Annotated in this window: 11 protein-coding genes; 5 read left to right on the plus strand and 6 right to left on the minus strand. The window is 49.8% G+C overall.

Annotated elements, in window-relative coordinates; genetic code table 11:
• Positions 1-137: 137 nt before the first annotated feature.
• Positions 138-1,001 (minus strand): LysR family transcriptional regulator, encoded by an 864-nt coding sequence (locus ACFVRY_RS27145; protein ID WP_387503421.1) that lies wholly within the window; start codon positions 999-1,001, stop codon positions 138-140.
• Between the two features lie 147 nt (positions 1,002-1,148).
• On the opposite strand from ACFVRY_RS27145, the gene ACFVRY_RS27150 reads away from it, so the two are divergent.
• Both ACFVRY_RS27150 and ACFVRY_RS27155 read left to right on the plus strand, forming a co-directional pair.
• On the plus strand, positions 1,149-2,882 hold the full coding sequence (locus ACFVRY_RS27150; RefSeq protein ID WP_387503422.1) for an ABC transporter ATP-binding protein: 1,734 nt from the start codon (positions 1,149-1,151) through the stop codon (positions 2,880-2,882).
• Positions 2,879-4,618: an ABC transporter ATP-binding protein gene (locus ACFVRY_RS27155; protein ID WP_387503423.1), complete on the plus strand. Its 1,740-nt coding sequence runs from the start codon at positions 2,879-2,881 to the stop codon at positions 4,616-4,618. Before ACFVRY_RS27150 ends, ACFVRY_RS27155 begins: the two co-directional genes overlap by 4 nt.
• 84 nt (positions 4,619-4,702) lie before the next feature.
• On the opposite strand, the gene ACFVRY_RS27160 is transcribed toward ACFVRY_RS27155, so the two are convergent.
• Together ACFVRY_RS27160 and ACFVRY_RS27165 are read right to left on the minus strand one after the other, a co-directional pair.
• Entirely contained in the window at positions 4,703-6,328 is a 1,626-nt protein-coding gene (locus ACFVRY_RS27160) for a response regulator (RefSeq protein WP_387503424.1), read from the minus strand.
• A gap of 18 nt (positions 6,329-6,346) precedes the next feature.
• Positions 6,347-8,080: a cache domain-containing sensor histidine kinase gene (locus ACFVRY_RS27165; protein WP_387503425.1), complete on the minus strand. Its 1,734-nt coding sequence runs from the start codon at positions 8,078-8,080 to the stop codon at positions 6,347-6,349.
• Positions 8,081-8,426: 346 nt separating this feature from the next.
• Between ACFVRY_RS27165 and ACFVRY_RS27170 the strand changes: the two genes are divergently transcribed.
• From ACFVRY_RS27170 to ACFVRY_RS27180, 3 genes are read left to right on the plus strand one after another with little or no spacing between them, the layout of a single operon-like run.
• A complete protein-coding gene (locus ACFVRY_RS27170) occupies positions 8,427-9,350 on the plus strand; it encodes an ABC transporter permease (protein ID WP_387503478.1) in 924 nt (307 codons plus the stop codon).
• 16 nt (positions 9,351-9,366) lie between these two features.
• Positions 9,367-10,284, plus strand: a complete 918-nt coding sequence (locus ACFVRY_RS27175; RefSeq protein ID WP_387503426.1) for a carbohydrate ABC transporter permease — start codon at positions 9,367-9,369, stop codon at positions 10,282-10,284.
• A gap of 39 nt (positions 10,285-10,323) precedes the next feature.
• Positions 10,324-11,925, plus strand: coding sequence for an extracellular solute-binding protein (locus ACFVRY_RS27180; protein WP_387503428.1), 1,602 nt, complete (start codon positions 10,324-10,326; stop codon positions 11,923-11,925).
• 141 nt (positions 11,926-12,066) lie between these two features.
• Here ACFVRY_RS27180 and kduD read toward each other — a convergent pair whose 3' ends face one another.
• Genes kduD through kduI form a run of 3 tightly spaced genes read right to left on the minus strand, consistent with a single transcriptional unit; the run spans position 12,067 to position 14,503 of the window.
• A complete protein-coding gene (gene kduD / locus ACFVRY_RS27185) occupies positions 12,067-12,822 on the minus strand; it encodes a 2-dehydro-3-deoxy-D-gluconate 5-dehydrogenase KduD (protein WP_387503429.1) in 756 nt (251 codons plus the stop codon).
• 48 nt (positions 12,823-12,870) lie between these two features.
• The gene (locus ACFVRY_RS27190; RefSeq protein ID WP_387503430.1) at positions 12,871-13,635 is read right to left on the minus strand and encodes a DeoR/GlpR family DNA-binding transcription regulator; all 765 of its coding nucleotides are present in this window, start codon (positions 13,633-13,635) and stop codon (positions 12,871-12,873) included.
• A 34-nt stretch (positions 13,636-13,669) separates the two neighbouring features.
• Positions 13,670-14,503 (minus strand): 5-dehydro-4-deoxy-D-glucuronate isomerase, encoded by an 834-nt coding sequence (gene kduI, locus ACFVRY_RS27195; RefSeq protein WP_387503431.1) that lies wholly within the window; start codon positions 14,501-14,503, stop codon positions 13,670-13,672.
• Positions 14,504-14,560 lie beyond the last annotated feature (57 nt).

The raw sequence follows: 14,560 nt of genomic DNA on the forward strand, positions 1-14,560 counted from the left end.
AACGTAAACTAAATAAGCTGCCTCCGGTAGAGTACCGGAAGCAGCTTATAGCCTAGGGTCTTTTTTCAATGTCTATAAAATGGGGTCTTGACCAGTATACCAGGACGGGTTATTTGCTTTCTCTATAAAGATACGTCTTAGCCAAAGCATTCAATAAACTTGGCTGCCAGCGAGGAGAGGTACTTGTCTTTCATCCAGATGGCAGCGACGCGGGTGCGCAGCGTCTCGCTGCGGATCTCTTTGTACAACAAATTGCTGTTGTTCACAAGTCCAAAGGCAGACTTGGGAATAATACCAATGCCTAACCCGGCGTTGGCCCAGAGTAGTGTGGTTCTGGCATCATCATTCATGCAAAAGAAGGAAGGTTCAAAGCCTTGGTCGATACAGGCTTCGCGGATTAACTGCTCGAACCGCCGATAAATGATCAGCGGCTTGTTCTGCAGCTCTCCAACCTCCATGGAGGATTGTCCCTTGCTCCAATCATAGTCCGGGGTCATCACGGCGATCATGGGTTCTGCACTGCTGTACTTGCATTCCAGGTTTGTAGTATTAAAGGGGGTGCGGACAATGCCGACCTCTACGATTCCTTTATTGAGTAGATCTATCACCATAAAAGTATTACCTTCATGAATTTCAAATTTGATACCGGCATACATTTTGTGGAATTCGCGCAGTCTATCCTGAAGCAGGGTTGCGCCAGAGGAGGAGACGGTTCCGACAGTAATGGTTCCCTTCATACCTTTAGCGAAGTCATTAATCTCCCGGGTGGTGGAGTCCGCCAGCTCCAGGATCTGCTGCGCCCGGTTTCGCAGAATGATGCCTGCATCCGTGAGCTGTACGCTACGGGGGCCACGTTCAAAGAGTTTGACGCCGAGCTCATCTTCAAGAAGCTTGAGTTGTTGGCTTAGAGGTGGCTGGGCCATCTGCAGCTTGCGTGCTGCTGAAGTGATTTGGCCTTCCTCGGCGATAGCCAAAAAGTATTTGAGCTGCCTGATGTCCATGGGAAACCTCCGGTTTGAGATATGTTAATCGTATCGCACTGATACGAATCAAATATTATTAATATGAAAAAAGATATGACATAATCATAACTGGTCTTATAGAAAAATCAAATACTTAAATACTTCTTAGGTTAGGTGTGGATTCCAGTGTTCAAAATTGCCGTGTATTTAAAACCGTATCGAAAAGAAGCTATCATCGGCCCTATCTTTAAGCTGCTGGAGGCGATCCTCGAGCTGCTGCTGCCAACTTTTGTTGCCCTGATTATCAATAATGGGATTGGGCATCAGGACAGCGGATATGTGTACCGGATGGGTGGGTTGATGCTCTTGATGTCGCTCCTCGGCTTCGGCTGCTCTATGATCTGCCAGTATTACGCTGCCCGCGCCTCACAGGGTTTTGGTACCACGCTCCGCAACAAGATGTTTCGTCATATCTCGTCATTGTCTTATGCCGAACTGGATACCTTCGGAACGCCTTCGTTGATCAACCGGATCACGAATGATGTTAATCAGCTACAGCTGGCCGTTGCCATGCTGATCCGCCTGGTGATCCGGGCACCGTTTATCTGCATCGGGGCGATTATCATGTCCATGATTCTCGACTTCCGGCTATCACTGATTCTGCTAGCGGCCACGCCCATATTCGGGATTATTCTATACTTGATTATCAGCCAGACATCTCCGCTATATCGACTGTACCAGAAGAAGCTGGATGGTTTGGCCCTGGTGCTGAGCGAGAATCTGTCTGGTTTGCGTGTTATTCGTGCGTTTGCCAAGAGCCGCCAGGAGCGCGCTCGTTTTGCAGAGTCCTCCGATGATTTGACGGCTACGGCGATTCGGGTTGGACGTATCTCTGCCTGGCTCGGACCGCTCACCACGTTAGTGGTGAACGCAGCGATCATAGCTATCCTGTGGGCCGGGGGCTTTCACATCGATAGCGGCCGTCTCTCGCAAGGGGAAATTATTGCTTTTATCAACTATGTTACGCAGATTCTACTGGCCCTGATTGTGGTCTCCAATCTGGTGATCATCTTCACCAAGGCATCGTCTTCAGCCAGTCGGATCAATGAAGTGTTGGCGGTAACTCCATCGGTAAAAGACACCGGTCTTAACGAGCCTGCCGGTCACCAGGAGGTACCCAAGATTGCCTTCGATCAGGTGTCCTTCGGATACAGCAGTACCGGCGAGCTGGCGCTGAATAATATCTCTGCGGTCATTAACCGGGGAGAGACGGTGGGACTGATCGGCAGTACTGGTTCGGGAAAATCTACTTTTGTGAACCTGATTCCCCGTTTCTATGATGCAGTAGAGGGCAGCATCACTGTGGATGGCCTGGATGTCAAAGAGTATCCGCTCTCCAGGCTGCGCGAGAAGATCGCGATTGTTCCGCAGAAAGCATTGCTATTCACGGGCACCATTGCGGATAATATCCGCTGGGGCAACGGAGAGGCAACGGAAGAGGAGGTCCTGCGGGCAGCTGAAGTCGCTCAGGCGGCTGAATTTATTCACAAGCTGCCGGAAGGACTGAATACGAAGGTATCCAGAGGAGGGATGAACCTGTCCGGAGGACAGAAACAGCGTCTGACCATCGCACGTGCCGTCATCCGTAAACCACAGGTGCTGATTCTGGACGACTCGTCAAGCGCGCTTGATTTTGCCACAGATGCAGCACTGCGTAAGGCGTTGAAAGAATACAGCCGGGAAATGACCGTGCTTGTGGTGTCCCAGCGGGTAAGCACAGTACGGCAATCGGATAAAATTATCGTATTTGAGGAGGGGCGGATTGCCGGCATAGGAAGTCATGAAGAACTGATGGACAGCTGTGCAGAGTATAAAGAAATTTGCCTGTCCCAGTTATCGAGTGAGGAGTCTGGACAATGAAAAGAAACAATACGTGGAAGAGACTCATCGTCTATACATCCCAGTACCGAAGCCTGATGATTCTTGCAGTCATCTGTGCCATTCTCAGCGTGGTGGCGAGCTTGATAGGACCTCTCCTGATTGGTAAGGCGATTGACTTTATGATCGGTCCGGGAAAAGTAGATTTTCCGGCCATCCTGCGCCTGCTGCTTATTCTTGGTGCTATCTATCTCATCGGCAGTCTCTTCGGATGGCTGCTTACTGCGCTAATGAACCGGATCGCTTACCGAACCATCAATGATATGCGGCGTGAGCTGTTTGACAAGCTGAACGTCTTGCCGCTGAAATTTCATGATAATCATCCGCAAGGTGATAGCATCAGCCGTTTTGTCAACGACATGGATGCTGTCTCGGACGGATTGCAGCAAGGTTTCTCTACACTTCTGACTGGCGTGGTTACGATTGCGGGAGCGATTGGGCTGATGCTCTATATCAGTCCGCTCATGACCCTGGTGGTGCTCTTGTCCGCTCCGGCTTCGTATTTTGCAGCGCGTTTTATTACGACCCGTTCGCAGCAGATGTTCCGGGATCAGGCTAAAATTCTTGGTGGGCTGAACGGTTATGTGGAAGAGCTGGTTGGCGGGCAGAAGGTTGTTCAAGCTTATCAGTATGAAGAGCGTGCTTTTGCAGCGTTTGCTGAGCAGAATGAAGCGCTGTACCAGACAGGTGTAAAATCACAGTTCTATGGTTCACTATCGAATCCAACCACCCGACTGGTAAATAATCTGACATTCTCGGTTATAGCGATGATCGGCAGTGTCATGGTCATTATGAACCACCTGACGGTAGGAGATCTATCCAGCTTCTTGATTTATTCGAATTTGTTCGCCAAGCCGTTCAACGAGATCACCGGAGTGATCACACAGTTGCAAGCAGCAACGGCCTCGGCGCAGCGTATCTTCGCGATTATGGATTTGGCACCAGAGAAACCAGATGCCGAAGGGGCTGTGGAGCTTAAAACCAGCCGGGGAACGATCACGTTCGATCAAGTGCGCTTTGCTTATGAACCGGAACGGCCACTCATTACCGGTTTCAGCCTGGAAGTGAAGCCGGGAACCCGGGTGGCAATTGTAGGGCAGACGGGGGCAGGGAAGACGACGCTGGTCAACCTGCTGATGCGCTTCTATGATGTCGACAGCGGGATCATTGCGATTGATGGAGTGGACATTAACACGATCACCCGGGACAGTCTGCGCCGCAATTTCGGGATGGTGCTGCAGGAGACCTGGCTGTTCGGTGGGACCATCCACGAGAACATTGCCTACGGCAAGCCTGAGGCCAGTCATGAAGAGGTGGTTGCTGCGGCTAAGGCTGCTAACGCGCATGGTTTCATCAAGCGTCTGCCGGAAGGGTATGAGACCCGGATCAGTGGCTCCGGGGACAATCTGTCACAGGGTCAGAAGCAGCTGCTGACGATTGCCCGGGTCATGCTGGTGGATCCGCCTATGCTGATTCTAGATGAGGCGACCAGTAGCATTGACACACTGACTGAGGTTCGGATCCAAAAAGCGTTCCTGAAGATGATTGCCGGGCGAACCAGCTTTGTGATCGCTCACCGGTTGTCGACGATCCGGGAGTCGGATCTCATCCTCTATATGAAGGACGGCGATATCGTGGAGAGCGGCACTCATGATGAATTGCTGGCGAGCGGAGGCTATTACGCCAACTTATATAATAGCCAATTTGCCGCTGTGTAGCCTTTTGACTGTCTAATGTTAAAAAGCGTCCACTCCCTAATGTAGTATTGGGAGTGGACGCTTTTTTATGTTCTCTTCGAAGTCTCAATTCCATTCGGGAAGTGATTTCAGCTCTTTCAATTCCCTTAGATTCTTGCGATATTCGTTAGGGCTGCAGCCGTTATCTAGCTTAAACAACTTCGAGAAATGGGAATAGTTCGAATATCCGACCTTGCTGGCGATGGTGTAGACCGACTGCCGGGTGGTTTCCAGAAGATGCTTGGCAGCGGCTAGACGGGTCTGGATGATATAATTGCCAAGTGAAACCCCTGTCTCCTTCTTGAAGAGTCGGGCCAGATAATCCGGATTGAGATAGACAATCTCTGCGAGGCTGTTGCGTGTCAGATCGTTGCCGCAGTGGGTTTGGATATAATGGGTGATCTCTTGCACGACTGACTTAGGCTGCTCGGCAAAATTGCGGTATTCCGCCGCAGTATTGACCAGATAGCCAATATATTGCTGCATATCCTCAATCGAATTCAGGGAGTGTATGAACAGCTGATCTCCGGCTCTGCCCATGTACAGCTTATGTGCTTCGATCTCCTTGCTCTTAAGATGGGCGTATACGAGCTGGACAATGTCCAACCGCAGCAAGCTGAGCACCGAAGTGTTGACGATCTGGCCCTGAATGAGCTCATGCAGATAGCTTAAGGTCAGCTCCAGAAACTCGGTGTAGTTGTTCTCATTCAGTAGCTGCTCCAGCAGGATCAGATTGGGCGGGGTGTAGATCGCCTCAGATTTGCGGTAGTGTTCCAGTAGAAAGGTCTGGTTGCGGTGCTTGATCATTTCCTCATTCATCACCAGCAGCTCCTGAATCTCCTTGCGGATCGCCCCGAGCGTCAGAGATTTGCCAATATTGCAGCAGGCGTCGCATTTCAGGAATTTGTTAGCCTGGGCAATGAAGCCGGAGCAGTGGCCTTCGAGCATTCCGGGATCAGGACTACAGTTCCATTTCAGAATAATCATCCAGTTATAATCCTTAATCTCAGTGATCGCTTCCACTTGAAAGAGGGGATGCTGAAACAATTCATGGATCACATTTAGCAGAGCATAGTCGAACAGGTTCTTGTCTTCCTTGCCCAAACTTCGGTCATATGGAAACAGATTGACCAGCAAGGGGAGGAACAGATCACAGGACTGATAGGGAAGGTTCTGCTCAGCCAGATAAGGAGCTAGATTGGTAGGGTCCGCCGGATAAGATTTTCCAGTAATCAGCCTGCGCCAGCTATGTTCAATCATCTTGCTTCTGTTTTTCTGCCATAGCACGCCCTCGCGGATTGCTTTTTCGTTATTTTGCTGCTCCTTGGCCTTGGCAACAGCTTTATAGATAATCAAGGTCAGCTTGTCGAATTCAATCGGCTTCAGGAAATAATCGAAGCTTTGCAGCTCTATCGCTTTCTGCGCGTAATTGAAGTCGGCATAATTCGTTAGGAAAATCGTCTGGATGCTGTACTGCTCGGAACGAATCCAGGCAAGCAGCTCCAGCCCGCTTCCTTGAGGCATTTCGATATCACAGATTAGAATGTGCACCGGATGTTGAAGCAGAATTTCACGTGCTTGTGCCACATTGTAAGCGGTATAAATATGATCAATAGACAAAGCGGGCCAATCAATTCTTTTCTTCAGTGCGGTAATTACAAAATAATCATCATCCACAAGCAAAGCATTCATCGGCAAACTCCCTCCTCGTCAGCTTCGTGTTTGCGGTACTTTGGGAAGTAGGATGGTTACGCAGGCTCCGCCGCTCAGCATATTGGAGAAATGGACCTCCGCCTGTCGTCCGTATAGCAGCTCCAGCCTTTGCTGGGTATTCGTGATCCCGATTCGGTGTCCATCGGTTTGATCTAGTAGGTCTCCCCGCGACAGCTTCTCCAGGATTTCCGGCGGAAAGCCCGGCCCGGTATCGGTGATCCGGATACAAGCCTTGTCACCTGCTTCCACATTATATGGGGTAAACACCGTCAGCCTGATTTGCAGCTCCTGATCTCTTGAGACCGCATACTTTACGGAGTTCTCAATGAAGGTCTGAAGCACCAGCGGCGGAATCTGCAATCCTTCCATGCTTAGAGGACGTTCGATATGATAAGAGAACGCATTCCGGTAACGTGATTTCTGAATATCCAGATAGATCCGCACATGCTCGATTTCATCCTCCAGCCGTACGAAGTTTTCTCCGCTCTGAAAAATGTACCTAAAATACTTAGATGTAGCCATCGACATTTCTTCAATTTCTTCATACATTTGAATTTGGGCCATGCTGTAAATACTGGTCAGACAATTCAGGAAAAAATGAGGTTTGATTTGCATTTTCATGTAATCGAGCCGAATCTTCTGCTTCTCGAGCTCCTGTTCGTACATCTCGATTTTGAACTTTTTTAGCTGATCCACAAGCTGCTTAAACTGTCCGTTGGCCTGCTCCAACTCGATAATTGTGCTGCTCTCGAAATCTGCCGGTTCGCCCTCCGCATTGATGCGCCCCAAATTCTCCGAGAAGCTCTGAATGGGACTTAGAACCTTGCGCATGAACAGCATCATTACAGCGCTCAGGGTGAAGATTAGCAGGAAAAACAGGACGAGAATCAGCAGCTGGGCAATCATGATTTTCTCGAAGGTGCCGAATTTAATGACCATCTTGACGCTTAATGAGGCGTTGGCAAAATCGCTGACCACCGTAGTCCGCGACTGGATCAGGTCAAGAAAGGATGGCTTAGGTTCTTCCTGCAACGCGGGTTCCTGTCCTTTTTCATAATCTGGACCGGAGACGATCGTGCCGTGCTTATAGACCAGGGAGGCATAGCCGTCAGCGCCCAGGTTCATTTGCTGTAGAGGAGCAATCAGGTCATTCGCAGAGATGAGTCCCACCAGGTAGCGGTCATGATAAGGCACAAAGCTAATAATGAAATACTTGCCATTGGCGAGAATAGGGGTCCACTTGGCATAGAATTTGTCGTAGACTCCTTTGTTCTCAGTCAGAGAGAGAATCTGTCTTTTGACTTCCAAATAGTCACTGTAGGAGAGGGTCATCGGCGCACAGTTCAGAAAGAAGTTATGTTTCTCCAGATAAAAGAAGAAGTTGTACCCCTGACCGTAGTTTCTTTGCAGCTCGGCAAAACGCATACGCAGCTTCTCGTTCGCCTCCCGGAAGTCAATGCTTTCCACGGGGGAGTCACTCATGGTCTTGAAGTTATCATCATTGGCTAATGCCCAGCCCATAAAATGGCTGATGTAATTAAAATCATAGTTAATACGGTTGATATACAGCTCGGCGGTGTCTTGCAAATAACGGGTGGACTGTTGCTTGACTATAGAGATGGAGGCAATGCTGATCGCGAGGTCCACAACTAATGCGATAAAGGAAATGACTAGCATAATTCGTACGTAATATTTGATGGAATACGACTTGCTCGGTTTGTGTTTTGCCATAGGCCAGGAGCGTTGTCCTTTCTGGATTCCATAGTAATGAATGCGTTTTATATGGTAATAAAAACATTATAAGACTTTCATTTTAAAAAAACATGGCTAAAAATACGCTTTTAACGGTAAAGTCCGGAAAGAACATGGAAAAGTCTGGATATCAATATGCTTCTGCCACGCGTCAGGGGAAAGAGAGATTTTAAAGGGAAAATGGAGCTGGAAATGTCCGAATAGCGGTCCTATGAGGTCCGATATTGTTACGCTGGGACCGCTATACTGAAGTTGTTCAATCGATTGAGCAGCAAGGGTGGAGGAAAGCTTAGGCTACATCTTTTGGGGAAGGGAATGGATTCATATGCCATCCGGTCAATTCAGTACAGGACGGACATGGGCACAGATCAGGCGCAACTGGGGGCTCTATGTACTACTTTTTCCCGCTGTGATACTGACCCTGCTGTTCGCCTACACTCCGATGTACGGGGTTCTCATTGCGTTCAAGGATTACAGCCCGGCTTCTGGAATAGGAGGTAGCCCTTGGGCGGGGCTCAAATATTTTGAGAAGTTCTTTAACTCCTATCAATTCTCCGCAACGCTGAAGAACACGCTGATAATCAGTCTTTACAGCATGGTGACCTTCCCGATTCCGATCATGCTGGCGTTGATGGTTAACCAGATGCGGCCGAACCGGTTCAGACGTTTTTTTCAAACCGTATCTTACATGCCGCATTTTATCTCGACGGTCGTTATGGTGGGCTTGATGCTGATCTTGTTCTCTCCCAGCACGGGCCTGGTCGGTAATCTCTACAATCTGTTTGGTGGAGATCCTCCTGATTTGATGGGATCGTCCGCATTGTTCAGCAGCGTGTATGTCTGGTCCGATGTGTGGCAGCATGTCGGCTGGGACAGTATTATCTTCATCGCCGCACTTTCAGCGGTGGACCCTAGTTTATATAAAGCTGCGACCGTGGACGGGGCCAGCCGCTGGCACAAAATCCGGTACATTGACATTCCCATGCTGATGCCAACAGCGGTGACGCTGCTAATTCTGCGGGTCGGCGGACTGCTGGGTGTCGGATTCGAGAAGGTGTACCTGATGCAGAATGATCTAAACTTACCAGCCAGCGAGATTCTGTCTACCTATGTTTACAAAATAGGGCTACTTAGCAGCCAATACAGCTTCTCGTCAGCAATCAATCTATTCAATACCATCATCAACTTTATTCTGCTGATTCTTGTGAACCAGATATCCAAGAAAGTTAGCGAAAACAGTCTATGGTAGGAAGGGGGTGCACAAGATGAGTGTATTGGAACCTGCAGCCCAGCAGCAGCGGAGCATCAGAAACCGATCCTCTGACTGGATCATGGAGTTTGGCGTTTACATTGTTGCGGTGCTGTTCCTTGTACTGCTGATCTACCCGCTGTATTTTATTGTAATCGCTTCATTTAGTGATCCGTCCGCCGTAGCGAACGGCAAGGTATGGTTATTTCCCAGCGGCTTCACATTGGATGGGTATAAGGAACTGCTGAAGCATGGAAACATCTGGATCGGCTATAGAAATACCATACTCTACACAGTAGTCGGCACAGCAATCGGGCTGGTTGTCAATGTCTCAGCGGCGTATGCATTATCTCGTAGAGACCTTGTCGGACGCAAGTTCCTGTCTCTGTTCTTCATCTTTACAATGTTCTTCAACGGGGGACTGATTCCAACCTTTCTAACGATTCGGGATTTCCATTTGTACGACACATTTCTCGTAATGGTCCTGCCTTTTTCCGTAGTCGTGTTCAATATCATCGTAGCCAGGACCTTCTTCCAATCCAGCATTCCCGGTGATTTGTGGGAGGCGGCCCAGATCGACGGCTGTGGCAACCTCCGGTACTTCGCTCTGGTTGTCCTGCCGCTGTCCAAAGCAATCATAGCCGTGCTGGCGCTCTGGATTGCCGTAGGTTATTGGAATTCCTTTTTTAACGCGCTGATCTATCTGAAGAACCCGAATCTGTATCCGCTGCAGCTGATCCTGCGCAACATTCTGATCACCAACCAAATGCAGTCGGGGATTGGAACCGGTGAAGCTGCGCAAATTGCCCTGCGACTCGCCAGTATGATGCGTTATTCCGTCATTATTGTAGCTACCGTGCCGATCATGTGCATTTATCCATTTGTGCAAAAGTACTTTAACCAGGGGGTGATGATCGGCGCCGTGAAGGAATAGATAAGAACTTCTTATAACAATGAAACGGGGGATGATGTGATGAATAAATCTACCAAAGGTTCGGTTAAAAAAATAGCAACGATGATGCTTGCGGCTACATTACTGTTTGGACTCACAGCATGTGGGGGAGGAAATGACAATACTGCGGCTAAAACGCCAGGCAGTTTCAACAAGGAAGGCCTGCCGATTGTGACAGAGCCGGTGACCCTGAAGGTTCTGACGATGCGCTGGGGCAATATGGGTGATACCTTCACTAATAACCAGTGGCTCAAGGATCTGGAGAAGAACACGAATGTTAAAATCGAATGGCAAGTCGTATCCTCCAACGACTGGGCCGAACAGAAATCCATCATGCTGGCCAGTGGTACGCTGCCGGACATCATTATAGGCAACCAAACGTTCTCTGATTCGGATATCGTGAATAACCTGAGTTATTTCCGCCCGCTGGATGATTATATCGCCCAATATATGCCTAACCTTAAGGCGGCTATGGAAGAGACACCAGAGCTTAGAAAGATCAGCACTTATCCCGATGGGAAAATATACTCTTTGCCAACTAGGCTGCCGGCCCGGCCGCAGAGCAAGAATCAGCCTGTCATCAACAAGGCATGGCTTGACAAATTGGGACTGAAGGTCCCTGACACCATTGATGATCTTCACAATGTATTGAAAGCTTTTAAGGAGCAGGACCCGAACGGAAACGGCAAGAATGACGAGATTCCTTTTACGGAGAATGGACTGGGGGATTTTCTTACACCTTTCGGCATCACAGACATTAATTTAAACAGCATGATGGTCAGAGATGGCAAGCCGCTCTTCATCCCGACATCTGAGGAATATAAAGAAGGCCTCAAATGGGCACATCAATTATACAGCGAGGGCTTAATTGACAAAGAACTGTACACGCAAGACAACAGCATGACATCAGCCAAACAGCAGAATGCGGACGCCGCTATCGTTGGCTTCACGTATCAATGGACGCCGGATGCCGTATTCGGCAAATGGAAGGATCAATATATTGCGATCCCACCGCTCACTGGTCCAGATGGGAAGAAGTATCAGCCTGGAGATCCGAGTGGTCTGAGCTATAACCGCAACGAGATGCTGATTACAACATCTTGCAAAAATCCGGAGATCGCCGCTCGTTGGGCGGACCAGTTCTATACGAATGAAGCCAGCATCCAGAATTTCTGGGGCGCAATCGGTACCGTGATCAAGAAGAATGACGATGGCACGTATACCCTGATGGACCCGCCGGCTGGTACCAGCGCCGATGCCTGGTATTGGGAGCAATCGCTGCGTGATTTCGGTCCCAAATATGTAAGCCCTTCGTTCGAGAAGGACATCGTCTTGAATCCCGAAACTGGGGATGGATTGAAGCAGGAACTCGACAAGCTTGGCAACAAATTCGTGACGACGCCGTTCCCGAACGTAATGTACACCGCAGAAGAGTTCAAAGAGTTGCCGACGCTCACGACCGATATTGACAGCTACGTGTCCACCATGCGCGCTCAGTGGGTGATCAAAGGCGGAATCGACGACACCTGGGATATTTACATCAAGAAGCTGGGCGACATGGGCCTAGAGCAATTGATTAAAATCCGGACAGACGCTTACGAACGCTATATGAGTGTAAAGTAAGTTTCCTGTAGGTGATAATGGTAGCGCAGAAATAGGAAGGGAAATACTACGGGTGATATTGTAAGCACAGAAATAAGTTTTTTTGAAAAAAGGGAGGTCCCTTGCCGCAGATGGCAGGGGACCTCCCTTTGAGTTGTGCAGCTATCTGGCCAGCCAGCCGCCGTCAACGGCCAAAACATGGCCGTTCATATAGTCGGAAGCGGCCGAGGCCAGGAAGACAGCCGGACCTTTAATATCGTCCGGCGATCCCCAGCGCCCTGCAGGGATGCGTTCCAGAATGGATTCAGCCCGTTTCTCGTCGGCCCGAATTGGCGCAGTATTGTCTGTAGCCATGTAGCCCGGGGCGATAGCGTTGATGTTGATCCCATGACGTGCCCATTCATTGGCCAACGCCTTGGTCAGACCGGCGACGCCATGCTTGCTGGCGGTATAGCCCGGAACAGTGATGCCGCCTTGGTAGGAGAGCATGGAGCAGATATTAATGATTTTGCCGGATTTACGTTCCAGGAAGTGACGGCCGGCAATTTGCGAGAGCAGAAAGACCGTATGCAAGTTCAGGTCGATAACATCGAACCAGTCTTGTTTACTGTGCTGCTCCGCGGGAGCCCGGCGGATGATCCCTGCATTATTGACGAGAATATCGACATGCCCGGTAAGGGTCAGGGCTTCGTCAAAAATAGCTTGAAGCTCACTGTGCTGACTAAGGTCGGCCTCGATTCCCAGCGTCTTAACACCGTGGGCTGCGGCAGCTTCCAGTGTATGGTCACTAGAATTGAATGAGACCGAGACGATATCCGCGCCTGCTTCGGCTAAGCCGAGCGCGATGCCTTGACCGAGTCCACGGGCTCCTCCCGTAACGAGAGCTGTTTTGCCGGATAAGCTGAATAAGGATGACATATGGATTACACTCCTTTTAAGCCTCTGAAGGTAGTTAATACCTAGGTATTAATTCTGTGATCCGCACTCCAGGGAGACCCCGGCGCTCCGAAACTGCTGTGCAGACTCCTTAGGGAGGCCACTATCAGTAAGTATGAGATCTACTTCCTCCAGTGAGGCGAACGTACGGAGTGCGGTGTTGCCGAATTTGTGATGGTCAACCACCGCGATTACTTGACGGGCTGTAGCGACCAGGGCTTGTTTGAATTCGATTAAATCTCCGGTATAGATCGACAGACCGTGTTCGAGATGAACGGCGGTTGCCGAGAGAAAGGCTTTTTGAATATTCAGCTTCTGCACATAGGCGACGGCTTCCGGACCAGCCAGCATATTGCGGACACGGTACCCTCCGGGAACGACGAGACGGATGTGCTCCTTGGGAGCCAGTTCGCCGATGATATGCACATCATTGGTGATGACGGTCAATGGTCGATTGTCGAGCCGCCGGGCGATCTCAAGCGTTGTGCTGCCTCCGTCCAGCGCGATGATATCATCCTCTTCGATGTGGGCCAGTGCACGCTGCGCGATCTCGCTTTTCTCCTCGGCGTATTTGTCGAGCGGCTCACGGGACGGCAGAATACCGAACTGATCGCTCTGTGCCAGCACGGCACCACCGTGCACACGGACAATCAGCCCTTGCTCCTCCAATCGGGTTAGGTCCTCACGTATCGTTTTACCTGTGACCTGGAGCTTGTCACTCAGTTCATTGACGGTTACATCCTTTTGGTTCAGCAGAACCTCCATAATCATCTCATGCCGTCGTATCGGGTTCATCCTAGTGCCTCAGCTTTCCGTAAATGTAGTGATTCTATTGTAATTCTTTTATGGATACGGGGTCCATATCATCATATCTTTTATTATCTCCGGCCATGCTCCAGATAAAAGTATAATTGCTTGTGCCAACGCCGCTGTGGATCGACCAGCTTGGAGAGATGACCGCTTGCTCGTTGCTCATAACAATATGACGGGTTTCGTCTGGCTCACCCATGAGGTGGAACACCGCTGCGTCTTCCGGGAGTCCAAAATAGAAATAAGCCTCCATCCGGCGTGGATGAATATGGGCAGGCATCGTGTTCCACATATTTCCGGGCTTGAGTTCGGTCATGCCCATGACCAGTTGCGCACTTTGAACACCATTGGTGTGAATGAAGCGATAAATGGTGCGTTCGTTGGAATTCTTGATATCCCCCAGAGCGCTGGAGTCGGCCTCCGCCAGAGTGGTCTTGGCAGTGGGGTAGGATTGATGGGCCGGAGCGGAGTTCAGATAGAACTTGGCCGGCTGGGCGCTGTCGTTGCTTTTGAAGCTAACCTCTTTAGAGCCCTGGCCTACGTACAGACACTCCTTTGTGCCCAGATCATAGGAGGTTCCGTCTACGGTCACCGTCCCTGCTCCCCCGACATTAATTACACCAAGCTCACGGCGTTCCAGGAAATATCCGACACCAAGCTCCTTTAAATCTGTTGTCAGTTGCACTTCTTGGGTCACTGGTTGCGCGCCGCCAATGATCATGCGATCCTCATGGGTCAGCACCAGCTTTAGCTCATCGGGAACGAAGAGAACCGGAATGTGGAATTCTTTGCGCAGGCGTTCAGTATCGAACTGTTTAACTTCCTGAGGATGGGATGCGTAACGTCTTTCCATGGTGTGATCATTCTCCTTTTGAATAAAAATTGGTTTCTATATGTTCAAATTACTCCA

The sequence above is a fragment of the Paenibacillus sp. NPDC057934 genome (assembly GCF_042887565.1).
In the GTDB taxonomy this organism is placed as follows: domain Bacteria; phylum Bacillota; class Bacilli; order Paenibacillales; family Paenibacillaceae; genus Paenibacillus_AQ.

Coding starts and splice junctions, on each gene's coding strand:
- ACFVRY_RS27155 (WP_387503423.1), top strand. CDS start 2,879: ATGAAAAGAAACAATACGTGGAAGAGACTCATCGTCTATACATCCCAG.
- ACFVRY_RS27180 (WP_387503428.1), top strand. CDS start 10,324: ATGAATAAATCTACCAAAGGTTCGGTTAAAAAAATAGCAACGATGATG.
- ACFVRY_RS27175 (WP_387503426.1), top strand. CDS start 9,367: ATGAGTGTATTGGAACCTGCAGCCCAGCAGCAGCGGAGCATCAGAAAC.
- ACFVRY_RS27145 (WP_387503421.1), bottom strand. CDS start 1,001: ATGGACATCAGGCAGCTCAAATACTTTTTGGCTATCGCCGAGGAAGGC.
- kduD (WP_387503429.1), bottom strand. CDS start 12,822: ATGTCATCCTTATTCAGCTTATCCGGCAAAACAGCTCTCGTTACGGGA.
- ACFVRY_RS27160 (WP_387503424.1), bottom strand. CDS start 6,328: ATGAATGCTTTGCTTGTGGATGATGATTATTTTGTAATTACCGCACTG.
- ACFVRY_RS27165 (WP_387503425.1), bottom strand. CDS start 8,080: ATGGCAAAACACAAACCGAGCAAGTCGTATTCCATCAAATATTACGTA.
- ACFVRY_RS27190 (WP_387503430.1), bottom strand. CDS start 13,635: ATGAACCCGATACGACGGCATGAGATGATTATGGAGGTTCTGCTGAAC.
- kduI (WP_387503431.1), bottom strand. CDS start 14,503: ATGGAAAGACGTTACGCATCCCATCCTCAGGAAGTTAAACAGTTCGAT.
- ACFVRY_RS27170 (WP_387503478.1), top strand. CDS start 8,427: ATGCCATCCGGTCAATTCAGTACAGGACGGACATGGGCACAGATCAGG.